Origin of the sequence: Flavobacterium hydrocarbonoxydans (assembly GCF_009789235.1) — a bacterium.
GTDB lineage: Bacteria > Bacteroidota > Bacteroidia > Flavobacteriales > Flavobacteriaceae > Flavobacterium > Flavobacterium hydrocarbonoxydans.
Genome location: NZ_WSTB01000004.1, coordinates 382,069 through 406,938, shown reverse-complemented (window position 1 = coordinate 406,938; position 24,870 = coordinate 382,069). Strand labels below are relative to the sequence as shown.

Sequence of the window (24,870 nt, the reverse complement as noted above, 5' to 3'; positions counted from 1 at the left end):
ACGAAGATAACTGATTCTAAAACAGTCTTTTCAAACTAAGTAATTTATACCAATGGATATAGTTAAATTTAAAATCACATCGAAAACCATAAAAGTAGAAGTACGCAATTCGAATAATTATGTTTTTAATTTTAATACTGCCTTAGAGATTGAAAAAGAAGACAGAGATGTTTTATTAAAATTATACAACGCATTAGATATTCTTTTTAAGAAAGAAAATACAACCGAAACCAAAAACTACATTTCGCCTAACCAAACCAATATATTAGACCAGATTTCTGCGGTTGATAATTTAGATCCGGAAAAATAATAGTAAAGTGTAACCCATCCATACAGATAAAAAATCGGTTTTAAAGTGATTTAGAACCGATTTTTTTTATTCCAAAAATCTACAGATTTAAGATTATCAATACCTTGACAGATTAAAGAAGTTTCTTTAAACCATCACATTTAAGTAAATTCAAATTGGATAATTTTTCCTTTCAACCCAAATCTAAATGGGGAACGAGTTCTTTTTTCATTTATAAAAACTCTAACCGCTTTCATAAATTCTGGCATATTTTTTTAAAATAAAATCAAAACAAAATCAATGTTAAACACTTAAAATACAGGTATTTACACGGTTAAAAAAAGGGTATTTTTCCCCTGTTTTGATAGGTATTCATTTTTATAACTTCGACAATTCTATAAGCCTCCTTTTTATCACAAGTTTAAAAACAAAATCTGGAGCCCCTTCTCTTCTATTTTTCAATCTACACCTTGAAGCTAATTTCTTTAAGCAGAATTGTATGCAATAAACTCAAGGTAATCAAACCAGTTAGAATGTAGAATATAGTAAAGGTATCACAAGATGATTTTTGAAGTTATTCAGATAATTACAGAACAGGTAAACAACTATCTCGAAGAAATTGGGTTAGAAAAATCAATTGTGGCTGAAAATATTGCTTTTTTAGAGTCTCAAAACGATACTGTATCCGGTAATTTAGATGATAAAGTCGCTCTTACCTTGATCAATTTAGACGAGGAAACTACTTTAAAAAACTTTCCTAATCATGTTATCGAAAAAGATAAAACGATTTATAAAAACAATGTCATCAATCTAAATCTGTACTTGCTTTTTAGCGCCAACAGAAATGCCTATATCAACTCGCTGAATGATATTTCGAAAATCATTGCTTTTTTTCAGTCAAAAAAATTATTTACCCAAGCCAATACCATTTACAACCGAAATAATGTGGCTATGGCCAATATTGACAACTTCAGGTTTTCGGTAGAGCTCTATACGCCCACTTTTGAAGAACTGAATTATATCTGGGGTACACTGGGCGGTAAACAACTCCCATCGGCTTTATACAAAGTGAGCATGATACAAATTGAACGCAATATTGCGCAAGGCGAAGGGCAACTCATCAGTACTTACAAAGGTTTAACGAAAAAAAGAGAGTAATCATGGGTTTTAATCTTACATACGGATTGTTGTTTGAAGTAACACTTTTTCATAATTATTTTTTGAATAATGGTGTGGAAACTTTTCAGAGTATGCCGACTGTAGGGAAAGAAAAAATGCTGCAAAAATACAGTACCGATGTTTTTTCGACTATAACCCCAACTCTGGAAACGCATACGGCATTACAAAACCACAGGATGTCATACAAAAAAACCAAAACAGGTTTTAGTATTTACATAAAAGTTAAAGATACTGATGAAACTGATCCTTTTATCAAAATTCCTGCTAATCTGAACTTAAAATTTTTAATCAGCATCAAAGACTATCAATTTGTGAATTATACCGACTTAGACTTTGCTTTTAGTCAGGTATTGTTATTTAGCAATATCAAGCCTCTAAAAGAGCCGATTACATTTGAATACCTTCCGAAAATAGAGGACAACAAACTCATTTCCAATGCGTATTTAGTATCCGAAGAAACTACTGCCGAATTACTTTCGGCACTTCAGCCTTCGGAAAAACAAGGTGTTTTTGGGATTATTTCCCTAAACCTTCAGGGCGACAATGCTGCTGGAAATATTATAAACGATTTGGGAAAAATACTGAGTCCCAATTTTAAAATTCATTTTGATAATCGAAAAACACTTTGGAAATACATCAACCGGAAAGCAACATCCGAAATTGAAACCAATGCTGCAAAACCTTTAACCCTTTCTGGTTTTGTCGAAATTGATCCCCTTACCGATTTTACGCCTCCAGAACCGGTTAACAGTCATTATCCTAATCCATCCGTAAAATCAATAACAAAAATCAATGGTGATTACTATTCGGAAATATTTATTTAATAATTAAAAAAACAATTAATCATGGCAACAACTTACAAAACACCCGGGGTATATGTTGAGGAAATCGTAAAATTCCCTCCTTCAGTTGCCCAGGTAGAAACAGCGATTCCCGCTTTTATTGGCTATACTGAAAAAGCTACGAACAAAATTAATGGAGATTTGAAACTGAAACCCACCAGAATTACTTCTCTCTTAGAATACGAACGCTTTTTTGGCTATGCAAAACCAGAAACCACTATTAGTGTTACCATTAATGATGTTTTAGGTGATAGTGGTGACACCCGATCTATTATCGTAGATCAACCTACTTCCAGACAGCCTTTTTTGATGTATTATTCGATGCAGTTGTTTTTTGCAAATGGCGGCGGTCCCTGTTATATTGTTTCGGTAGGTCGTTATGGCAATGATTTGGATGAAGAGGATACTGCGGTTACTACTATCAACAATAGTATAGCGCTGAATAATGGTTTATTAGAATTAGAAAAAATAGACGAACCCACCCTCATTTTATTTCCAGACGCCACAAAAGTAGCTTCGATAAACACGACTGATTTCTACGGATTGTACAACAATGCCTTGACGCAATGCAAAAATCTTCAGGACAGATTCACCTTAATTGACACGTTAAATTATGATGAATCAAGTCCAACCGATACTAATATAGATGATTTAAGAGATAAAATCAGTTCTGAAAAAGATACTATTAAGTACGGAGCTGTTTATTATCCACACCTGGAAACCATATTAGACTATGCTTTTGATACCAGCAAAATTATATTAAAACATTTTTCCTATACGGCAAAAGCCTACGATCAGATTGCTGCAGGACTGGTGCTTATTGAAAATCCAACTACCGGAATCAATGCAACCGTAACCAAGTTGGCTGAAATACCAGCTCCCGGAGAAATCGCCGGTCAGGTAAGTGATTTGCTTTTACAACTTTATAGTAATGATGCAACTGGTTTTGATCTGGATGGAACCTTTGTTAGCAATGCTGACAAAAAAACAGCTTTTTTAACTAATCTGGACGGTTTGCTGGGTACTTTAGAAGAATTAACACTTTTGAAAAACACGCTAAACGAAGAAGCTAATGCAGCCATCAGCACAATATCAGACGAAAATATGGTTATTGCGGGAACTATCTCCAGTACGCTGACGGCTTTTAATCTAAATTTTACTGCTGCAAATAAAATTGATTCTGTATATAAAAACTTAAAAACACTAAAGAAAAAAATACAGGACGAAAATGCAACAGCCAAACTGCTGAAAATTATTCAAACAGATGATATCAGTTTTGATAAAGAACTAAAAAAACTGGTCAATTATACTCCTTTGAACGCTCAGACCGGGATTTCCGGACTTACCAATAGCTTCTCGGCTATAGATGCAAACCTGACTTCACTCTTAAATGCTATTAAATCTGTTGATGGAAAAGATGTCAATAATGGCGTCCTTAACGGAAGAAAACTAAGCACGCTGGAAGCTATGGATAACGCGACTTACAATAAAATTCTTACTGAAATTTACAATCTGTCGATAACCCTTCCTCCTAGTTCTGCCATTGCCGGAGTATATGCGAGAGTCGATAAAGACCGAGGCGTATGGAAAGCTCCTGCGAATGTGAGTCTGAATTATGTTATAAAACCAACCGTTAAGATAACCAACACCATTCAGGACAACCTGAATATTGATACTGTTGCCGGTAAATCTATCAATGCAATCAGAAGTTTTACGGGCAAAGGAACCCTGGTTTGGGGATCCAGAACATTGGCCGGGAATGATAACGAATGGCGTTATGTTCCGGTGAGACGTTTCTTTAATATGGCCGAAGAATCCATCAAAAAAGCAACCGAGCAATTTGTATTTGAGCCCAACGATGCCAATACCTGGATTAGGGTTAGAGCGATGATCGAGAATTTCCTCATTCTGCAATGGAGAGCAGGAGCATTGGCCGGAGCCAAACCTGAACAGGCCTTTTATGTTAGAATTGGCTTAGGCCAAACCATGTCTGCTTTAGATATTCTGGAAGGCCGAATGATTGTCGAAATAGGACTCGCAGTAGTTCGTCCGGCAGAATTCATTATTCTGCGTTTCTCTCACAAAATGCAGGAATCTTAATTAAATAACAACATTAAAAAAATATAATCATGAGTTATCCGCTACCAAAGTTTCATTTCTCAGTTGACTGGGGGGGAACAAAAATAGGTTTTACAGAAGTTTCCGGATTAGACGTCGAAACTGAAGTTATTGAATACCGTCAGGGAGCAAGTCCGGAATACAGCAAAATTAAAATGCCGGGCATGCAGAAATTCTCTAACATCACACTCAAAAGAGGCACTTTTAAAAGTGATAATGAGTATTACAACTGGTGGAACACGGTAAAACTAAACACCATAGAAAGAAGGGATATTACCATCAAATTACTTAACGAAGAGCACGAACCTGTGATCATCTGGAAAGTAAAAAATGCCTGGCCTACCAAAATTCAGTCAACTGATTTAAAAGCTGATGGAAATGAAGTAGCTATCGAATCAATGGAATTGGTTCATGAAGGTTTATCCATCCAAAATGACTAGTCATGGCTAACTATTATCCACCGGTAGGTTTTCATTTTTTAGTTGAATTTGAAGGTCTTGGTTCGAAAGAAAAAGACCATCAGTTTCAATCGGTTTCCGGTTTGTCTGTTGATATTGAAACCGAAGAAATTGCCGAAGGTGGAGAAAATAGATTCAAACACAAACTTCCTGTAAAGACAAAATATCCAAACCTGACTTTAAAAAGAGGAATACTGATTGATTCTGTTGTGATTGACTGGTGCAGGGATGCCATCGAAAACTTTTCTTTCAAACCCGTAAACCTGACCATCAAACTGCTCAATGCCGAGCATCAGCCTTTGATTTCATGGAATGTGGTGCATGCCTATCCGGTAAAGTGGGGAGTTGAAGATTTTAATGCCGAAGAAAGTAAACTCGTTGTAGAAAACTTTGAGCTTACCTATAATTATTTCACCATAATAAAAAGCTAGTCATGCCCATAGAAATAAAAGAGCTTCACATTAAAATAAACGTGAACGAAGGATCGAAACCAACTGCATCTGCCACTGCTCAAAAAAGCAAAGAGGAAGATGCAGTAGCTGAATGTGTTGCACAAGTAATGAAAATCATCGAACGAAAAAAAGAACGCTAAGTCATGGCAGGAGAATTAGAAAAACTAAAAGTCGTTGCTTATAGTGACCCGGAATTCAACAACAAGATTGCTGATGGTAAATTTACTACCCTGATGAATCCTGAAAAATATACCTATCACTATAAAATTCAAAGCGATGAAACTCAGGCTTCCGGAACCAGTACGGTTTCGCCGAAATTCAATAAAAAATTACCTGAAAATCTGGAACTCGATTTTGTTTTTGACCGTTCCGGGGTAATTAGCGGTTTCGAAAGTTCGAAGGATGGTATCATCGATGATATTGAGAAATTCAAAAAAGTGATTTTGGATTACAATGGAGACGAACACAAACCCAATTATCTGATTATCTCCTGGGGAACTTTGCTTTTTAAAGGTTCCCTGACGGAGATGAATATCGAATTCAAACTCTTTAAACCAGACGGAACACCCATAAGAGCCATTGCAAAAGCAAAATTTCAGGGATTTGTTGAAGACAATTTGAGAGCGGCAAAAGAAAACAATAAGTCGCCAGATTTAACACATTACAGAACGGTAAAAGAAGGCGACACACTGCCTTTGATGTCTTTTCATATCTACGGCGATTCTAAATATTATCTGGAAGTGGCCAAAGTCAATAATCTTGTGAATTTCAGAAAATTAAAAACCGGACAAAAACTATTTTTTCCACCCTTACAAAAACAATCCTGATGAACAATAGCGGAGTCATACAAACCAGTAAAAGTGCCGATTTAGTAACACTTAAAATTTTAATTGAAGGGGAAGAATTGTCTAAAACCTATCAGGTAAAAAGTGTAGTGGTACAAAATGAAGTAAACCGGATTCCTATGGCCCAAATTGTTTTGGCAGACGGAGAAGCTGCTCAAAGGGATTTTAAACTGAGTAATGAAGATTTATTGATTCCGGGTAAAAAAATCGAAATAAATGCAGGTTATCATAATGATGAGGAAACGATTTATAAAGGTATTATCATCAAGCACGCTATCAAAATAAAAAACAATGCTTCTTTACTGATTATCGAATGTAAAGACGAAGCGGTAAAACTTACCATTGGAAGAAAGAGCAACTATTTTTATGATGTAAAAGACAGCGAGGCATTCGAAGAAATTATTGATGCTTACGGTTTAAAAAAAGATATCGAAGCCACCAATTTCAGCCATAAAGAATTGGTGCAATACAATACTTCCGACTGGGATTTTATTGTTTCAAGAGCGCAGGCCAATGGAAAACTTTGTTTTGTTGAAAATGGTAAAATCACCATCAGCAAACCCAACGTAAAGGCAACGTCTGTTGAAACGGTGACTTTTGGAGCGACTCTGCTTGATTTTGATGCCGAGATCGATGCCCGAAATCAATTCGCCAAAGTGTCTTCGTACAGTTGGGATTACACCAATCAGGAATTGGTCGAAATTGAAGCCAAAGATCCTGCTGTAAGCCTGAACGGGAATCTTGCTCCTTCTGATTTATCCGGAATAATCAAGCATAAAAATCTCGAATTACGCCACGGAGGCACCATTACCGAAGTTGAACTTCAGGATTGGGCGGATGCCAAATTATTTTTTCAGCAATTATCCAAAATCCGCGGAAGAGCTAAATTTCAGGGAATTCCGGCCGTGAAACCCAACACGATTATAACGCTGGAAGGTGTTGGCGACCGCTTTAACGGAAAAGCGTATATCACAGGCGTTTTTCACGAATTAACCGAAGGAAACTGGACCATTGATGCACAATTTGGGTTAAACCCCGAATGGTTTTCTGAAACTTTTGACATTCATACACCCACAGGTTCCGGAATTATACCCGCCATAAAAGGACTCCATGTGGGAATTGTGACCCAACTGGAAAGCGACCCCAATGGCGAAGACCGGATTTTGGTAAAAATTCCGATAATTAATAATACCGAACAAGGCATTTGGTGTCGAGTAGCCTCGCCGGATGCGGGAGAAAACAGAGGCATTTTTTTCAGACCTGAAATCGAAGACGAAGTGATCATCGGTTTTGTCAACGAAGACCCCAATAATGCCATTGTTTTAGGAATGCTTCACAGCAGCGGAAAACCTGCTCCACTAGTAGCTTCCGACGATAATCATCAAAAAGGAATTGTAACCCGAAGTGAAATGAAAGTTTTATTTGATGATGAAAAAAAATCCATCGGAATTGAAACTCCAGCGGGCAAAAAAATAACACTCGATGAAGACAAAGGAGTCATTATAATTGAAGATGAAAATTCGAATGTAATCACCATCAACAGCAGTGGCATAAAAATGGAAAGTGCCGGAAATATTGAGCTAATCGCTACAGGTGATGTTACCATTGAAGGAACCAATGTCTCACTGAAAGCAAAAGCAATGTTCAAAGCCGAAGGAAGTGCAGGTGCAGAAATGTCATCTGCCGCTGCGGCGATTGTAAAAGGAAGTGTCGTACAAATAAATTAAAAATTATGGGAGCACCAGCCGCCAGAATTACAGATATGCACGTTTGCCCAATGGTTACCGGAACGGTTCCTCATGTGGGCGGTCCCATTTTACCTCCAGGTTCTCCAACCGTATTAATTGGTGGAGTTCCAGCCGCATGTTTAGGAGACATGGCTGTTTGTACGGGTCCGCCCGATACCATTGCCGGTGGTTCTGCAACGGTTTTGATTGGAGGAAAACCAGCCGCACGAATGGGAGATTCTACTGCACACGGAGGCACAATAGTAGCTGGATTAGCAACTGTTTTAATTGGGTAATTATGGAACCAGAACAAGATTTTTTAGGTATTGGATGGAGTTTTCCTCCTGAATTTAAACAAAGTACCCGCGCTGTAACTATGCTGACCGATGAAAGCGATATTAAAAGCAGTCTGGAGATTTTGCTTTCAACTAAAATTGGAGAGCGTATCATGCAGCCCAAATACGGCTGTAATATGGACGAACTTTTGTTTAATCCTTTGAACCAGACATTAAAAACGTTTGTTTCAGAGCTGATTAAAACGGCTATTCTGTATCACGAACCCAGAATTGACGTTGAAAAAATTGACATTACAAAAGGAGACGATTTAAGTGGCGAATTATTAGTACTGATTGATTTTAAAGTACGCGCCACTAATTCGAGAATAAATATGGTTTATCCATTTTACCAACAAGAAGGAACCAATTTATAAATTGTGGAAAGATGAGTAATTGTACGACTATAGTGAGTGTTTTGACTTCTAATGGCAGCGACCAAAAGCAACGCTATATCAACGCGTTACAACCTGAAAACATTCGCCTTAATGATTTTGAAATAACCGACTGGATTTTATTTGCTCATAATTTTTCTGAATATGTAAATTATTTTGAAACCTCGAATCCGGAAACCCCATCAGGAGACTGGAAAGCTTTTTTTGATTTTTTTAAACTGAATGATGAAAAACCATCCGTAGAAAACCAAATGAAGCTGGATCGTGTTAAAAAAGAACTGACAGATTTAATTGCCGAAAACAAAAAAGAATTTGCCATTACGCCGCATTTAACCTTGTTCCTGACTTTTTTGATGCTATTAGAAAACAGCAAAAAAAGATACAACAACCTCACCAAACGTCATCTTGATTTTTATTACAATCAGGTTTTACAAATTGATAAATTACCTGCCACGCCTGATAAGGTATATCTGATTTTTGAATTGGCCAAAAATGCTGTTCAGGAAAAAATAGAATCCAAAACCGGTTTTGACGGTGGTAAAGACACTTCTGGAAAACCTCGAAATTATTATTCCAACAACGAATTAATAGCCAGTAAAACAGTCGTTTCTTCATTGAAAAACATTTATAACGACCTCAGCGAAAAAAAAATAGTCGCCAGTCCGGTAGCTAATTCTTATGACGGATTAGGAAAAGCATTTCCAGATGTAAATAATTCACAATGGTGGCCGTTCGGTTATACAAATGACGCTGGTTTTCCAACTGAATTACCTAACGCCGTACTGGGTTTTGCCATTGCCTCTCCTATTCTTTCTCTGGCAGAAGGAAAACGTACCGTTCAGATGAGCTTAACTTTTCAAGAGAATGTGAGTAGTATAACTTCTGAAAGCCTTATCGAATGTTTAAGCCTTCAGTTGACGACAGCCAAAAAATGGCTTGATGTTTCTAATATTTCATCATCATTACCAATAAAATCCGGAGATCCTTACATCACTTCGGTACAAAAAAAAATCATAACAATTGCTTTTCTTTTGGATGAAAATGCAGACGCTATTACGGCTCATGATGCCAAAGTACATGGTGAAGAATTCGCTACTGATTTACCTGTCGTAAAATGCTACCTGGATATTACAAAAACCAATGGATATGATTTATACAAATTAATAGCTCAGAACCAATTAGAAAATATTAGGATAGACATAGATGTTCAAAATATTACAAATGCCGTTTTAGAGAATGATAATGGGATTCTCAATTCGGCAAAACCATTTTTCCCGTTTTCAACTCAGCCTGTATTGGGTTCTAATTTTTACATTAAATACAATGAAGCCTTTTCTAAAAACTGGGATAAAATAAACGTTGATATACTTTGGAAAAACACTCCAGCCAATTTTGTCGAACATTATAAAGCCTACAAAGTTACATCTGTAAATACTATTAGTGTGAATAACTTTAAAACTAGTGTCATTAATGGTGCTGCCTTTTTAGAAACTGGCGGAATCATAAACGGCAACGATTATTTTAAATATAAATTATCTTTATTAAACAATAATAGCTGGAAGAATTACCCTGAAGACAGATCCTTATTTACCACTACAGCTCCTTATACAACAAGCTTTGAAATAGAAAACGATCAATTTATTACGAAGAAAAACGGGCAGTTGAAACTCACACTGGCTAGCTCCTTTTTACATCATTTATATGCCAAAACATTTGCTCTGGCGCTTTCCAGCGAAGACCGAAATGTGGTAATACCGAATGAACCTTACACTCCGCTGGTTGAAAATCTTATCCTGAATTATACTGCTTCTGAAACTACTCTTTTTACAACTTCTGAAGTAGAAAATTTTGAAAGTGTTTATACTAAAAACGAAGCAAAATTATTCCATATCCATCCCTTTGGCTATGCCGAAGAACATGGCTATTTAAAATCAAAACTGGATTATGTAGCAGATACCAATTCCTATTTGCTTCCTACCTATTGCAAAGGCGGAGAATTATTTATTGGACTGGAAAATGTAAAGGAATTAGAACAAATCACCTTGTTGTTTCAGGTTTTGGAAGGAAGTGAAAATCCGGTGACGCCATCCTTTACCGGAAAACAAAAAATAGAATGGTCGGTTTTGGGCCAAAATGAATGGCGAATTCTGAACCATTCGGATATTTTACTGAATGAGACTGACAACCTCTTGCAATCCGGGATTTTAAAATTCAATTTACCCAAAGAAGCCACTCAAAATAACACCAGACTTCCTAAAAATTTTATTTGGCTTAAAGCCAAAATTCATAAAAAATACGATGTCGTCTGCAAAATAATCGGCATTCATTCGCAGGCTGTTTTGGCTACTTTTGAAAATAATACCAATGATTTATCGCATCTAAAATCGGGTTTAGAGGCTGGAAGCATTTCTAAACTGCTACAGCGACTAAGCAATGTAAAATCGGTTTCTCAGCCTTACAACAGCTTCGATTATAAACCGGAAGAAGCCAACGAGGATTTTTACAGAAGAATCAGCGAACGTCTCCGACACAAAAACCGGGCAGTTACCATGTGGGATTATGAGCATATTATACTGCAAAAATTTCCGGAATTGTATAAAGTAAAATGCCTGAATCATACCAGCGAAACATCGTATCAATCACCGGGAAATGTAACACTGGTTGTCATTCCGGACACGGTAAACAAAAACGTATTCGATATTTACCAGCCGCGGATAAGTACAGCCATGCTCAACAAAGTCAAAAATCATATCGATCAGTTGAATTCGCTGCAGGTAAGCACTTTTGTCATAAATCCTAATTATGAAGAAGTTACGGTTGACTTAAAAGTAAAATTCAAACCCGGTTACGATGAAAATTTCTACATGCAGGAACTCAATACAGATATGATTAAGTTTTTATCGCCCTGGGCTCTCGACAAAAATAGTCCGATTACTTTTGGAGTCAGCATTCATTCCAGTTTGCTCATTAATTACATCGAAAAATTAGGCTATGTTGATTACCTGGAGGATGTAAAATTGCTAAAAAATGGCACTTTGTCTGATAAAGTAGCGGTTCCGTCCAATCCAAAATCGATTTTAGTTTCGGCAAAAAGTCATTTCATCAGCACCGACATCAAAAAATGTACTGTTAAAACCATAGAACCACAAGAAGAATGTCAACTGTAAACCAACATATCAGCATCCCTAAAAACGTCAGTTCTAATGATGACATGAGTTTTGATTTCCTTCGAAAAAAAGGAATTGAATACATCGAATCATTAGGAAGCCGGTTTTGGACCGATTACAACACTCACGATCCGGGAATTACGATTCTGGAAGTACTTTGTTATGCCATTACCGATTTGGGTATGCGAATCAATCTGCCTATTGAGGATTTATTAAGTAATAATACCACTCCAATTGACGAACAGTTTTTTACCGCTTCTGAAATATTGCCAACACAGGCTGTTACAGCTCTTGATTACCGAAAAATTTTAATTGATATCGACCCGAAAAGAATCAAAAACTGCTGGCTTCAAAAAACCAGTAAAAAATTATTCATCAACTGTAAGGAAGCGAAAATTTCACTTAAAAAAGAAGATTTTGATGGCACGCTGGATACTTTTATCAAAGAATCTGAAATTAAGGGATACTATAATATTCTGGTCGATTTTGACGAAAATAACATCGCACAGAAAAAGCTGCTTAAAGCTAAAATAATAGAGAAATTTCACGAGAACAGAAACCTTTGCGAAGATATTTTAGAAATACGTGAGGTTGAAATTCAGCCCATTGCCGTTTGTGCTTTGATCGAAATTCATCCGGAAGCCAACGAAGAATACATTCACGCCTTAATCACCTTAGAACTCGAAAAATACCTGTCGCCCACCATTCGATATTATTCGTTAGACGAAATGTTTGCAAAAGGCTATTCCAGCGATCAGATTTTTGAAGGACCATTTCTGGAAAACGGATTTATTGATACAACAGAATTAGAAAATTCATCTTTAAAAACCGAAGTACGCTTGTCTGACATTATGCAAATCATCATGAATATTGAAGGTGTAACCGTAATCAAGGATATCGCACTCAACAATTGTGAAGCCATAGATACGGAAGGAAGTGTCTGGAATATCTGTATTCCGCCCAATAAAAAACCAAGTCTTTGCAGCAAAAGCACACTTAACTTTAGTAAAGGGGTTTTGCCTGTGACGGTCAATAAAGTAAAAGCAAAAAAATATTTAGAGGATTTAAAAGAAGATCTGGCATATTCACAACAAAAAGCAGCTCAAAATAGAGAAATAAACATCCCAAAAGGCAAAATTGTCGAAACTGATTTTTATACCAGTGTTACAAATAATTTTCCTGAAAATTACGGTATTGGCGAAATTGGTCTGTCAGAATCTGCTGGTTCCGAACGAAAAGCAAAAGCCAAACAACTCAAAGGTTATCTGCTATTTTATGATCAGATTTTGGCCAGTTATTTCAAACATTTAAGCAACATCAAAGAACTGCTTTCGATAAACAGTGAGCTCGCGGGCACTTATTTTACTCAGACAATTTCGGACATGACAGGTTTTGATGAAATTGTAAATGAAAAGTATTTGTCTTCAACAGAAGAAAAACGGGACGAATTTCTGTTGGGTCATTTAGATGATACCATCAAAAGACAAAACCAGATAAAAGACCATCTGATTGCACGATTTGCAGAACGATTTGCAGAATATGCTTTTTTGATGAAATCGCTGTATGGCGCTTCTTCTGATGAAATTGTGCTGCAAAACAAATCCGATTTTTTAATCAATTACGATACCATCAGCAGCCAGCGAGGCAGCGGATTTAATTATTTCAATCAGCCTGTAACCAATTTGTGGAATACATTTAACGTGACAGGACTCGAAAACCGAATTGCCGGTTTGTTAGGCATCAAAGGCGATAAAAATCCGGTTACGGGCAAAAGAGGCATCAAAAGAAAAAATATCTCTAATTTATTTGTACAGATTTATGATCCAAGTCCGGGAGTAGATCCAAATCTTTTTAGATGGAGAATCCGCAACAGTGCCAATAAAATAATCCTGACGGCAACTGAAGACTATGTCAATCAATCAACGGCAATTGCAGAAATGTATCTTTCAATCCTGAAAATTTACGAAACCACTGAGAAAGAAATTAAACATGCTTTTGAAAAACTTTTGGAAAACAGAGACAATGGAATTCCATTTAAAGATACCGTAATCGATACTTTCGAAGTGATTGAATCCGATACTCATAAGTATTCCTTTCACATCATCAATCCTGAATTTGTTGATGATATAGATAATCCGAAAAGAATCATTGCGCGCCAGTACAAACTATACCCAACTTTAGAACAAGTACAGACAGCCATGCTCGATTTACTTATTTTCTTTAAGGAAGAATTTAGTGATGAAGGCATTTTTCTGGTCGAACATCTGCTGCTGGTTCCCGACGCAAACGAAGCTGTTGATGAGAGTTATTACATGCCGATATGTCTGGACGATTGCTCGGATGATTGCTGTATTCCCAATCCGTATTCGTTCAAAATCAGTGTGGTTTTACCCGGATATACCTATCGTTTTGCTGATGTTGATTTCAGGAATTTTGCCGAAAACGTAATCCGGCAGGAAATTCCGTCTCACATTTTGGGTAAAATCTGCTGGATAGGATATCGAAAGGATCACCTCATAAACAAAGACAATGACTTACTGGATTTCGAAAAAGATTTCAAAAATTTTCTGCTGGATAAAGCGCAAAAAAAACAAAATGCTTTACCAAAATTCATCAAATCATTATCAAAATTAAATTCTATTTACCCTACAGGCACATTGTACAATTGTATCGATGAAGAAGAAGAGATTTCAGGAAAAATAGTATTAGGAAGAACAAATTTAGGAACAATATAAAATTACAAGGTCATGGCAACAAAACTTAGCAATATTACAGGAAATTATCATAGTTATGTAGCAGATCAGGTGTTAACGCACTTTCAGCTCAACGAGACTATTGATTATTTTGATGACCAAAATCGATTGAACAGAATCTTTCTTACCGGTACAGGAATTGTCTGCGGCTTTCAGGTTTCAGCAAATCCGGGCTACACTACCGTAACCATAACTCAGGGAACCGGAATTACTACTGACGGCGATTTGATAAAATTGAAAAACGAAAGCAGTACGCCGGAACTGGCAGAAGAAATTAAGCAAAAATTGTTCTCGATTGATTTTTCCAAAACGGAATACAAATCCTTCCGATTATTTGATAATGATAAAGCCAATTACCCGCCTTTTAAGGATACGAACAATGAAATAGTACCCATGTGGGAGTTACTCACAAAAGAAACTTCTTTGGACAGCAACGAATTTCTGCTGACTAATTTTGTAAATTTAAAAGACCATGTTGTTGTATTGTATCTTGAAAATTATACAAAAGATGCTTCATTGTGCGATGAAATAGGCTGTGCTAACAAAGGAGGCGAAGAAAATTTCAACCTGCGTGTATTGGTAGTCAGTCAGGCAAATGCCAATCTTATTATCGGTAAAAACGGTTTTCCAGAAAGAGATTCTCTTTACAATAAATACGATATTTTTCAGGAATACAGCTTGCTGGACGAATTGGGTGTAAAAAAAGTGATTCCAACATTCAATAGTACTTCAACTCCTAATCAAATCAAACAGCTTTTTTATGCGGTAGTCAATGATCCTTCTTTTCGAATTGACTTAAGTGAGAATATAACCACTATACTTTCAGCTTTTGGTTATACTACACAGCTTACAGCGATTAACACCCGTATCAATGACTTATTTACCATCAATCAGGCGAATATTCCAACCGATATTCATTATCGATATGATTTATTAAAAGATATCGTGGCGACTTACAAAGAACTGAAAGACCTTTTTATTCAGATTAAATCCGAGTGCAATCCGCCAATTGGGTCTTTCCCAAAACATTTGTTTTTAGGAATTGTAGAAGATAACAATCGGTTTAAAAATTACAGACATCAGTTTTACAAAGCTCCTATTTTAGATCAGAATAAAACCTTCAGTAATTTTGATTCTTTAGTCAGAAGGCTCAAAAGTATTTTAGATAATTTTCAAGTAAAGTCAAATACTATCAAAATAACACCGTCTAAAACAACAGGAAAACTAGGTGCAAAATCAGTTCCGTATTACTATAATGTTGATGATAATTTATTACATGCCTGGGATTTCGAAAAAAGCAGTCTGTATATTCATCAGACTAATTTTAGTTATCATACCGCCAATCTGGCAAATAATAATTACATCAAAGCTCCGCTGGGATATTGCACAGACGATTGCGATTTTTATCGAATTGAAGGTTATCTGAATAACAATGCTGATAGTGTAAAAACGTTTTTAGAAACCAAAAGAAAAGAACACGGACTGGATTTTGATTTTTATATTCTGGATATTGTAGAAAATGCAGCCGATTTAAAAATTCTATTCAATACTAATTATTCGTTCGAGCACAAAGCTGGTGTTAAAAAAGGCGGAACCTTATTACTGCTCAAATCAGGCGAAACTTTTATAACCGATTTTGCCATCGACGGAAAAATAAATCCGGAAAGCGGATTGGGCTGCTGCACCATCATACAGTGTACCTACCCTTGGATCAGTTCTTTAAAATACATCAATAATTTATCGCGAAGCCTTAACGGAACACCGAGTAAGACTACAGCGATGCCAACGCATTATGTTTTAAATGTTCGAACATACAGCATCAATGGCGTTAAAATAATTACGAATCCGGTGATTATACGAATTCCCTTGAAAACTATTTTTTTACGCCGCCTTCATGTCGTAATGGAAACCCTGAATACAGAATTCCCAACCGGTCTTTTATTTGATTTTATTGAAGAAGAAAAAAAGGTTAAAATAATGAAATTAGATAAAGACAAATTCGAATTTGAAATTCAGGATATCACACAAAATTTGAAGAGCCCCGTGTATAAATTTACTGAAACCGGAATTACCAGAAACGGTAAAATCTATCTTACCAAAGGTATTTCATGCTCGATCATTAATGCACACAATCAGGATGCTTATCGAAAAATTCACAGTAGTTATGATCCTATTAATAAAGACGATGACTACGGAGCATTTAATGAAGACTGGAGAAAATGGGAAGTTCTTAGAAACAAATTAAGAAAACATCCTCTTATTTCTATGTACAAAAGATACATTAGAACGCTCAATGATTTCGAAAATATTCCTGCCAATCAACAAGGTACAAATGTATTAAGTGTCTTGCATAGCATTAAAAGAGACATTATAAATGCAGATCCAAGACTTGGAATTAATACCAAAACACAAACCACTACTTTTTATATTGGAGGTGACTGGACCAATGGAAACTGGGTAAACAGCACAATGGCAAAACATTATTTGGAGAATATGAATAAAAGTAATGATGAAATCGTGCAATTTATGAAATTGAGACAAAAATTACACAACGAAGTAAAAACAAGCAAATTCATTATTCACATCGAATCAACATTGAATATTAATCTAAATCTATTGATTGGAGTTTTTAATCAGTACAATGCTCAGGCAGAATTCTATTTACAAAAACCAACCGCTGCCGCTGACACTGACAATTTCATAGTGATAACGTGACAAAATGAAAAAGCTTCAAACCATTCTGCTAGCGGGTTTGAAGCTTTTAAAGGGGAGATTACTTTCTTCTTTTTCTTGTTCTGTGCCGTATCATTATCTGTTACCGCTCTTCTCAATATTTTTCCGATTGCTTTTACTTTCCCAGTAAACACATACTCTGTGAAGTGTAAAAGTACAAAAAAAATCAAAACAAACAAATAAAATGACTAAAAATATACATAGTATCCAAAAAGTTTTTTTAGAAATAGACACTCCTTCTATGGTAGTGGCTAATACTATCAAAGACAACCTTGCTATGTTCCTTCAAAATGAGTTGGTTCCTATTTTGGAAAAGCAATTTAATTTAATAGAAAATACTGATAATCAAATAGTTCAAATAGAAAAACTAGCCATTTCTATTGATACAAATACAAGCAAAACCGATGTGTTTTTTTCTAATAATGAAACAAAAAATGATCTCAAAAATCAAATTGAAAAAGAGATTCAAAAGGTATTAAGTGAGTTTAAAAAAAGTGCAAAAGAACTTAAAATCAATCCTGAATTTCATACTATTTCGGCAGCTGATAAAGACATTAAAACTTTACTTTATTTTATAGAAAATGGCAGTATGCCCTGGTGGATTTCTAAAGGTGATGAAGTTGCTTTTTTTGACCGTATCGCTCCTGAAAATCTAAAAAAAGAAGTTTTCAGCATTCCGTTTCGTAAATTAATGCAACTAAAAAAAGTTCAAAAACGAGTTGTCAATCAGTTTTCAAATCAGGAAATCGCCCTGTTTGTCGCTGTCCTTGCGGGTTCAGAAATACCACAAAAAGGACTTTCAGAAAACAATTTATTACAGTTAATCCATCAAAAAGAACAGCATTTTAAAATTTCATTCTGGCACTTAATTTTTGATTTTTTGATGGAAAAAAAGCCAATCAGTCTCATCACATTTTATCATCAGGAAGAACCTTACTTTTCATCAAATAAAATCTCTTTTGAAATTTTTATTGAAAAAATAAAAGCTTTTATGAAAGTTGATTTTACTAATGAAAAACTGAAAAAAATGAACGCTTCTTATTTGGTTTCCGAAGAAAAGAAAGCAATTATAAAACCTGATGCCTTGGAAGCTAATAAAGATGAAATTATTACTAAAGGAATAGAAAAAAAACAGTTTTACACTGACTTAAATAAAGAACAAAACTTAAACCAAAATACACCAGAATCAACAATTAAGAACCTATCTGAAAAAGAAAAATCAATCCAAAATTCTGAAAGAAAAGAACCGCTTTATACTGACGAACAATTATCGGAATTAAAAATTAAAATCAATTCTGAAAAAGAAGAATTAATCAATAATCCTGAGAAAAATGAACCGCATTTTTCTAACGAAAAACAATCGGAATCAATAACCAAAATCAATTCTGAAAAAGAAGATTTTACCAATAATACGGAAAGAAAAGAACAGTCTTATACTGATGAAAACCTTTCTGAATCGCTCATAGAAATTCCTTCAATCAATACCGAATCGCTGATTGAGAAAGAAGATGAAGATGATTTTCAGGAAGAGGAAACGCCTTTAAAATCAGGTTATGTACAGAATGCAGGCTTAATTCTTTTGCATCCTTTTTTAAAAGAATTATTAAAAAGCTGCGATTTAATTCAGGACAACAAAATTTTGAACAAGGAATTGGCTGCGCACATTTTGCATTATGCCGCTACAAAAAAAGAAAAGGACTATGAACACGTCATGCTTTTTGAGAAATTTTTATGTGGAATTCCGATGCAGCAATCCATTCGAAGAGAAATAACTATTGAAGACAAACACAAACAGCAGGTTGAAGAAATGCTGCTTTCAGTTGTAGAGCATTGGTCGGCTCTAAAGAATACCTCAACGGCTGTTTTAAGAACCGAATTCCTTCAAAGGGAAGGCAAACTGGATTGGAGTGAATCGAATCCGAAGCTGACAATTGAACGAAAAACACAAGATCTTTTATTAGAGAAAATTCCGTGGAATATTACCATTATCAAGATTCCGTGGATCGAAAAATTAATCTATACCCAATGGTAAAAAATAGCAGTTATGAGAGCATTTGAACAACGAAAAAAAAATAATCCTGACAATTCGAGTTTTTTTGGACCTAAAATTCAAAAGAAGTTAAAAACAGGAACAGCAGGTGACCGCTTTGAAACGGAAGCGGATCATGTAGCCGATAAAGTGGTAAATAAAAATGCATCTGGTGGCGGGCTTTTGCAGTCGAAAGAAGAAGTACAGCAAAAACCTATTTCGGCAAGTATTACTGCCGTTCAGGCTAAAGACATGAAAAAAGAAGAGCCGGTACAGAAAAAAGGTAAGGAAGAAGAAGCTGTACAAAAAAAGGGAAAAGAAGAAGAAAAACCGGTCCAGAAAAAGGGTAAGGAAGAGGAAAAACCAGTACAGAAAAAAGGCAAAGAAGAAGAAAAACCGGTGCAGAAAAAAGAAGAAAAAGAAGAACCGATTCAGGCGAAATGTGCCGATTGTGAAAAAGAAGATAAGGTTCAGAAAAAAGATAAAAAAGAGGAAGAAAAACCAGTTCAGAAGAAAGAAAAAAACTCAGAAAGTGAAGTTCACGATACTGAACTGGAAGGAAAACTCCACGATTCTAAGGGAAGCGGAACCGGTATGGACAAAAAAACTAAAAAAGAAATGGAATCTGGTTTTGGAAATGATTTCAGTAATGTAAAAATACACACCGATGCCCGTGCAGTTCAGATGAGTCAGGAATTAGGAGCTCAGGCTTTTACGAACGGTAATGATGTTTATTTCAACGATGGCAAATACAATCCACACTCAAAAGAAGGGAAACATTTGCTGGCACACGAATTAACACATACTGTGCAACAAACCGGAATGGTACAAAAATCTGTTGATCCTGATGCTTCAGAAGATTTAGAAGCAGCACGTTTTCAGGGAGATTCTAAATTAGAACAAACCCATGACAATTTAGATTACCTCGCTACCGGAGCCAAAGGAGGGCCGGTACAAAAAGTACAGTCAGGTTTGATGGATTTAAGCTATACTCTTCCAAAGTTTGGTGCTGATGGTGATTTCGGGAGTGAAACCAAAGCTGCTGTACTCGACTTCCAATCCAGTAATGGTTTGACTTATGACGGTGTTGTTGGCGTACAAACAATTGGCCGCTTAGATGACATTCATGCCGGAAAAGGGAAAGGAAAAGGAAAAGGGAAAAAACCACCACAGAAAAAAAGTTGTGGCAAACAAATACCTTTTCATTTTTCATCAGAACCAGTCCATATTGAAACATTGGTTTCTTCTGCGGAATGCAAAACTTTTACCATCATTTTAAATACAGTCAAAAAGAAAACGGAAAACTCCTGTCCAACCTATAATGTTGATATTACAGATTCGTCAGGAGCTGCAGCTATGAGCCAGGCAAAACTTTCCGTAGGCGGCACTGCTACACTATCCTTTACCGCTCCAAAACCAGACACGTATAGCTTGGTTATTTCAACTGCGCAAACGTGCGGAGAAGATGCCTTTTCCGGAACAGGAACAAAACAAAGAAAATAATGTGAAGCAATAACAATTTCAATAGCAATTTCAATAGCAATATCAATATCAATTTCAATAATAGTAGTTTATGTCAGCATTCGGCCAAAAAACAAGATCAAATCCTTCAAGCTCTTTTTCAAGTTCAGGAAAAAGCGAGGACTTTTTTGGCGTACAGGCAAAACTCAATGTAGGGAAACCCAACGACAAATTTGAAGTTGAAGCAGACAAGGTAGCTGATAACGTTGTTTCGAATAAAAAGAATACTAGTCCTGAACCATTCTTTACTCCTACGCCGGCGGTTCAGAATAAAACAGCAGCGGAAGCGCATCCAAAAAATAAAAATAATGAAATTCAGAAAAAAACATCCGTTGAGGAAATCTCACAAAACAATCAGCCAAAACTAAAAGTAGTTCATAAAAAACAAGCCGCAGGTACGAATACTTTTTTTCCTGCTTCATCTGTAATCCAAAACAAAAAGTCAACTGCTATTCAGAAGAAAAATACTTCTGAAAAAGAGGTTCAAAAAGAAACAGCAGCTGAAAAAAACACTCCTGTCATTCATTTAAAATCAGAAAAAGAAGAATCGGTACAAACCAAAACGGAATCTCCAAAAGACAAAGTCCCTGCTCCAAAACCGCTGATTCAAAAGAAAAAAGAAGAAGATATTCAGGCTAAGGAAGAAGAGGAAATTCAGGCAAAAGAAGACGACAAAGAAATTCAGATGAGTCCTGGTGCAGATGCAAACCCTTCTGACACCTCTAATCTCGAAAGCACCTTAAACAGCAGCAAAGGCGGCGGTTCTCCTCTATTCGGAAAAGTAAAAACCGAAATGGAAACCGGTATTGGAGCCGATTTCAGCAATGTTCGTATTCATAACGATTCAACTGCTGTTCAAATGAACCAGCAATTGGGAGCACAAGCTTTTGCAACCGGAAATAATATTTATTTTAACGAAGGAAAATACAATCCAAATTCACAGGATGGTAAGCATTTACTGGCCCACGAATTAACACATACGGTTCAGCAAGGCGCAGCTATCCGTAAAAAACCGGAACAGCTAAGTCCTGCTCCGGAAATGATTCAGGGTTCGTTCCTGGACTTAGTTCCAAACTGGATCATCAACGAAGCACGACACGTTCCGGGTTACACTCTTTTTACAGTTATTGTAGGTTATGACCCATTGCGACAGGTTGATGTAGAAAGAACGCCAATTAATCTTGTTGAAGGATTAATGGGACTTATTCCTTTTGGAACAGCCATTTTCGACAAGCTTCAGGAATACGGAATACTACAGCAGGTTTTTGACTGGGTAGAAGGAAAACTAAGCGAACTCGGATTGACAATCGACAGTATTTTAGATTTGGTAGAAGAGGTCTGGCACGAAGTCTCCTTTCCTTTCACCGGCATTATTGATTTGGTTACCGAAAAATTTAACGAGGTTGTAAACAGAATAACTTCATTTGTAAGCGCTACAGTAGATCAGGTAATCACCTGGATAAAAGAAGCATTGATTGGGGTAGCAGAACCGATATTGGCCGAAAACAAGGCCTGGTCTTTAATCAAAAAAATAATCAGATATGATCCGCTGCGTGACGAAGAAGTCAATGCCACAACGGTCGAAATATTAGAAGACTTCTTAATCCTGATAGACAAGCAAACCGAGCTTGAGCAAATGCGTGAAAAAGGTACGCTTCAAAAAACGGCAGACTGGCTTGACACTCAGGTAGGAACTTTCAATTCATTATTAGGAGAACTTCGCGGACTCATAACTTCGGCCTGGGATGCTATTCAGCCTTCGAATCTGATGAATATTGCCGACAATCTTTCGATCCTTGCCGGACAGGCTGGCGGATTCCTGCAGAGAGTTTGGGATTTTGCCTCGGGCGTGGCACTCAAAGTACTGGAACTTGTTAAGGAATCTTTATTGGCATGGTTATCTGCTCAGGCCAGTACGGTAAGAGGTTATTCTTTGATAAAAGTAATTATCGGAAAAGATCCTTTTACCAACGAAACTGTAGAACGATCTGTACCCAATCTTATCAGAGGTTTTATGAGTCTGATGGATGGTGGCGAAGAACAATATGCCCAAATGGTCGAAACGGGTGCCATAGCCCGAATTGCAGGTCAGATTGAAGCTGCTGTTGCAACCTTAAACATGACTCCTGAGGCTGTTATTCAGCTTTTTACTGATCTTTGGAACTCCTTTACGATCGATGATCTTATTCATCCATTGGATGCGTTTACCCGAATTATTGAAAAATTTGGTGAACCCATAGGGCGCCTTATCGCTTTTGTTGCAGAAATCATCCGGATTGTGATTGTGGCCATACTCGAAATAATGAATTTCCCTTTCGACCTCATCGGAAATATTATTACGAGAGCCTTAGAAGCTATTGATGACATTAAAAAAGATCCAATTGGCTTCCTGAAAAACATTCTCAGAGCCTTAAAACAAGGATTCATTCAGTTCTTTGATAATATCGTAACGCATTTAATCAACGGTGTAACGGGCTGGTTAATGAGCGAGTTAAAAGATGCCAATATTCCGGTTCTTACTGATTTCTCTTTACAGGGAGTTATTACCTGGGTAATGGAAGTATTGAATATCTCGATGGAAAAAATCTGGGAAAAACTAGCGGCCCATCCTCGCATAGGACCAGCAAGAGTTGCCAGAATCCGTAGTATGATTAACACACTAGAGGGCATTTGGACATTCATAAAAGATGTTCAGGAACGCGGTATGGCGGCCATTTGGGATAAAATTCAGGAACAGCTCAGTAATCTTTGGAATACCGTACTGGATGCCGTGAAAAACTTTGTCATGGAGCGCATTGTTAATCGAATTACAGCCAGACTTTTAAGCATGCTAGACCCAACAGGAATCATGGCTGTGATAAATGGAGCTATGGCTTTCTTTAGTGCGATACAAAGTTTTATAAAATACCTGCGCGAAATGCTCGAAGTTGTCAACTCTTTTGTAAATGGTGTTGCAGATTTAGCCAAAGGAAATGTCACTACCGCTGCAGATTATCTGGAGAGAACCATGGGACAAGCTATGCCGGTTGTGATAGGTTTCTTAGCGAATCAGGTTGGGTTAACAGGAATTGGGGCAAGAGTTGGCGAAATGATTATTTCGGTACAACAAATGGTTGATGAAGCACTAACCTGGCTCGTAAACAAAGCTGTAGATACCGGAATGGCATTATTAGACAGAGTTATGGGAAGAGGCGAACCAGAAGCTGCAACTGCTTCTGGACCAATTGCAGGAGCTTTAGCTGAAATTGATACGGAATCAGAAAAAGAAAAAGATGAAGGTCAAATTACAGAAGAAGAAGCTCAGGCAATTAAAAATAAAGTTAATACCGATCATGCTTCAGTAATAAACATTTCGTCTGTAACTGATGCTGGAGAAAATTGGGATTTCAATTATGTTCAAATGGCTAAAAAAAGTGTGCCAAAAGCAACATCTGCTACCTCAACTGCTCCTGCCCTAGTTGCAGGTGAAACCATTAGAATATATACTGGTACTAAATGGGTTTTAGCTGTTTTTCAACGATATGAGATCTTAATGGGTACTAAACTTGTTCATGCAAGAGCAGATGATGGAGTAATTTATGGAAAACCAGAAAGTAAGTATAATGATGCTGTAGGCTGGGAAAGCTATAGCCTTGGAGTTCACAGTGTTACTTTTGCAAGTCTGGATGCAGGGAGAGCAAAAGGATTTACTGCTAAATTAGGGAAACCTCTAAGTCGAAATAATAGTTCTCGTGCAACGCCTTTAGGTTATGTATCTGGGGTTCATGAAAGGGGACATCTCTTAGGTGCACAATTTGGCGGTGGTGGAAATATTGCAAATATTGCAGCTATGTATCCTCATGTTAACGATCCTGGAATGAAATCCTATGAAACTTTAATAAGAAATGCTATAGATTCAGGTGAAATAGTTGATTATCAAGTAATAGTTGATTATAATGGTAGTGATCCAATTCCTACCAGTATTACACTAATTGCTACTGGAAATAAAGGCTTCTCTATTAGTACAACAATTGCAAATAATCCTTAAAAT

Annotated in this window: 17 protein-coding genes; all 17 read left to right on the top strand. The window is 36.5% G+C overall.

Going from position 1 to position 24,870, the window contains the following annotated elements; all coding sequences use genetic code 11:
* The first annotated feature begins 52 nt into the window (after positions 1-52).
* Entirely contained in the window at positions 53-310 is a 258-nt protein-coding gene (locus GON26_RS09755; protein WP_160374617.1) for a hypothetical protein, read from the top strand.
* Between the two features lie 540 nt (positions 311-850).
* Positions 851-1,447, top strand: coding sequence for a DUF4255 domain-containing protein (locus GON26_RS09750; RefSeq protein ID WP_160374616.1), 597 nt, complete (start codon positions 851-853; stop codon positions 1,445-1,447).
* A 2-nt stretch (positions 1,448-1,449) separates the two neighbouring features.
* Positions 1,450-2,292: a hypothetical protein gene (locus GON26_RS09745; protein ID WP_160374615.1), complete on the top strand. Its 843-nt coding sequence runs from the start codon at positions 1,450-1,452 to the stop codon at positions 2,290-2,292.
* A gap of 21 nt (positions 2,293-2,313) precedes the next feature.
* Positions 2,314-4,410 carry a phage tail sheath C-terminal domain-containing protein gene (locus GON26_RS09740; RefSeq protein WP_160374614.1) on the top strand — a complete coding sequence of 699 codons (2,097 nt, stop codon included), beginning with the start codon at positions 2,314-2,316 and terminating at the stop codon, positions 4,408-4,410.
* A gap of 29 nt (positions 4,411-4,439) precedes the next feature.
* Complete coding sequence (locus GON26_RS09735) at positions 4,440-4,868, top strand: phage tail protein (protein WP_160374613.1); 429 nt, start codon at positions 4,440-4,442, stop codon at positions 4,866-4,868.
* Positions 4,869-4,870: 2 nt separating this feature from the next.
* Positions 4,871-5,317, top strand: a complete 447-nt coding sequence (locus GON26_RS09730) for a phage tail protein (RefSeq protein ID WP_160374612.1) — start codon at positions 4,871-4,873, stop codon at positions 5,315-5,317.
* A 2-nt stretch (positions 5,318-5,319) separates the two neighbouring features.
* Positions 5,320-5,478 carry a DUF5908 family protein gene (locus tag GON26_RS21560; RefSeq protein ID WP_202110859.1) on the top strand — a complete coding sequence of 53 codons (159 nt, stop codon included), beginning with the start codon at positions 5,320-5,322 and terminating at the stop codon, positions 5,476-5,478.
* A 3-nt stretch (positions 5,479-5,481) separates the two neighbouring features.
* On the top strand, positions 5,482-6,165 hold the full coding sequence (locus GON26_RS09725) for a CIS tube protein (RefSeq protein WP_160374611.1): 684 nt from the start codon (positions 5,482-5,484) through the stop codon (positions 6,163-6,165).
* A complete protein-coding gene (vgrG, locus tag GON26_RS09720; protein ID WP_160374610.1) occupies positions 6,165-7,910 on the top strand; it encodes a type VI secretion system tip protein VgrG in 1,746 nt (581 codons plus the stop codon). The genes GON26_RS09725 and vgrG overlap by 1 nt, the downstream gene beginning before the upstream one ends.
* Positions 7,911-7,915: 5 nt before the next feature.
* Positions 7,916-8,206: a PAAR domain-containing protein gene (locus GON26_RS09715; RefSeq protein ID WP_160374609.1), complete on the top strand. Its 291-nt coding sequence runs from the start codon at positions 7,916-7,918 to the stop codon at positions 8,204-8,206.
* A 2-nt stretch (positions 8,207-8,208) separates the two neighbouring features.
* The gene (locus GON26_RS09710) at positions 8,209-8,619 is read left to right on the top strand and encodes a GPW/gp25 family protein (protein WP_160374608.1); all 411 of its coding nucleotides are present in this window, start codon (positions 8,209-8,211) and stop codon (positions 8,617-8,619) included.
* A gap of 11 nt (positions 8,620-8,630) precedes the next feature.
* Complete coding sequence (locus GON26_RS09705) at positions 8,631-11,804, top strand: baseplate J/gp47 family protein (RefSeq protein WP_160374607.1); 3,174 nt, start codon at positions 8,631-8,633, stop codon at positions 11,802-11,804.
* Positions 11,792-14,539 carry a hypothetical protein gene (locus tag GON26_RS09700; protein WP_160374606.1) on the top strand — a complete coding sequence of 916 codons (2,748 nt, stop codon included), beginning with the start codon at positions 11,792-11,794 and terminating at the stop codon, positions 14,537-14,539. Before GON26_RS09705 ends, GON26_RS09700 begins: the two co-directional genes overlap by 13 nt.
* A gap of 12 nt (positions 14,540-14,551) precedes the next feature.
* The gene (locus tag GON26_RS09695; RefSeq protein ID WP_160374605.1) at positions 14,552-17,272 is read left to right on the top strand and encodes a hypothetical protein; all 2,721 of its coding nucleotides are present in this window, start codon (positions 14,552-14,554) and stop codon (positions 17,270-17,272) included.
* Positions 17,273-17,474: 202 nt separating this feature from the next.
* The gene (locus tag GON26_RS09690) at positions 17,475-19,322 is read left to right on the top strand and encodes a contractile injection system tape measure protein (protein ID WP_160374604.1); all 1,848 of its coding nucleotides are present in this window, start codon (positions 17,475-17,477) and stop codon (positions 19,320-19,322) included.
* A 12-nt stretch (positions 19,323-19,334) separates the two neighbouring features.
* Positions 19,335-20,822: an eCIS core domain-containing protein gene (locus GON26_RS09685; RefSeq protein ID WP_160374603.1), complete on the top strand. Its 1,488-nt coding sequence runs from the start codon at positions 19,335-19,337 to the stop codon at positions 20,820-20,822.
* Positions 20,823-20,892: 70 nt separating this feature from the next.
* On the top strand, positions 20,893-24,867 hold the full coding sequence (locus tag GON26_RS09680; RefSeq protein WP_160374602.1) for an eCIS core domain-containing protein: 3,975 nt from the start codon (positions 20,893-20,895) through the stop codon (positions 24,865-24,867).
* Positions 24,868-24,870: the final 3 nt, after the last annotated feature.

Bases quoted from the DNA above. Each gene is read 5' to 3' on its own strand.
- GON26_RS09755 (WP_160374617.1), top strand. From the start codon at position 53: ATGGATATAGTTAAATTTAAAATCACATCGAAAACCATAAAAGTAGAA.
- GON26_RS09750 (WP_160374616.1), top strand. From the start codon at position 851: ATGATTTTTGAAGTTATTCAGATAATTACAGAACAGGTAAACAACTAT.
- GON26_RS09745 (WP_160374615.1), top strand. From the start codon at position 1,450: ATGGGTTTTAATCTTACATACGGATTGTTGTTTGAAGTAACACTTTTT.
- GON26_RS09740 (WP_160374614.1), top strand. From the start codon at position 2,314: ATGGCAACAACTTACAAAACACCCGGGGTATATGTTGAGGAAATCGTA.
- GON26_RS09735 (WP_160374613.1), top strand. From the start codon at position 4,440: ATGAGTTATCCGCTACCAAAGTTTCATTTCTCAGTTGACTGGGGGGGA.
- GON26_RS09730 (WP_160374612.1), top strand. From the start codon at position 4,871: ATGGCTAACTATTATCCACCGGTAGGTTTTCATTTTTTAGTTGAATTT.
- GON26_RS21560 (WP_202110859.1), top strand. From the start codon at position 5,320: ATGCCCATAGAAATAAAAGAGCTTCACATTAAAATAAACGTGAACGAA.
- GON26_RS09725 (WP_160374611.1), top strand. From the start codon at position 5,482: ATGGCAGGAGAATTAGAAAAACTAAAAGTCGTTGCTTATAGTGACCCG.
- vgrG (WP_160374610.1), top strand. From the start codon at position 6,165: ATGAACAATAGCGGAGTCATACAAACCAGTAAAAGTGCCGATTTAGTA.
- GON26_RS09715 (WP_160374609.1), top strand. From the start codon at position 7,916: ATGGGAGCACCAGCCGCCAGAATTACAGATATGCACGTTTGCCCAATG.
- GON26_RS09710 (WP_160374608.1), top strand. From the start codon at position 8,209: ATGGAACCAGAACAAGATTTTTTAGGTATTGGATGGAGTTTTCCTCCT.
- GON26_RS09705 (WP_160374607.1), top strand. From the start codon at position 8,631: ATGAGTAATTGTACGACTATAGTGAGTGTTTTGACTTCTAATGGCAGC.
- GON26_RS09700 (WP_160374606.1), top strand. From the start codon at position 11,792: ATGTCAACTGTAAACCAACATATCAGCATCCCTAAAAACGTCAGTTCT.
- GON26_RS09695 (WP_160374605.1), top strand. From the start codon at position 14,552: ATGGCAACAAAACTTAGCAATATTACAGGAAATTATCATAGTTATGTA.
- GON26_RS09690 (WP_160374604.1), top strand. From the start codon at position 17,475: ATGACTAAAAATATACATAGTATCCAAAAAGTTTTTTTAGAAATAGAC.
- GON26_RS09685 (WP_160374603.1), top strand. From the start codon at position 19,335: ATGAGAGCATTTGAACAACGAAAAAAAAATAATCCTGACAATTCGAGT.
- GON26_RS09680 (WP_160374602.1), top strand. From the start codon at position 20,893: ATGTCAGCATTCGGCCAAAAAACAAGATCAAATCCTTCAAGCTCTTTT.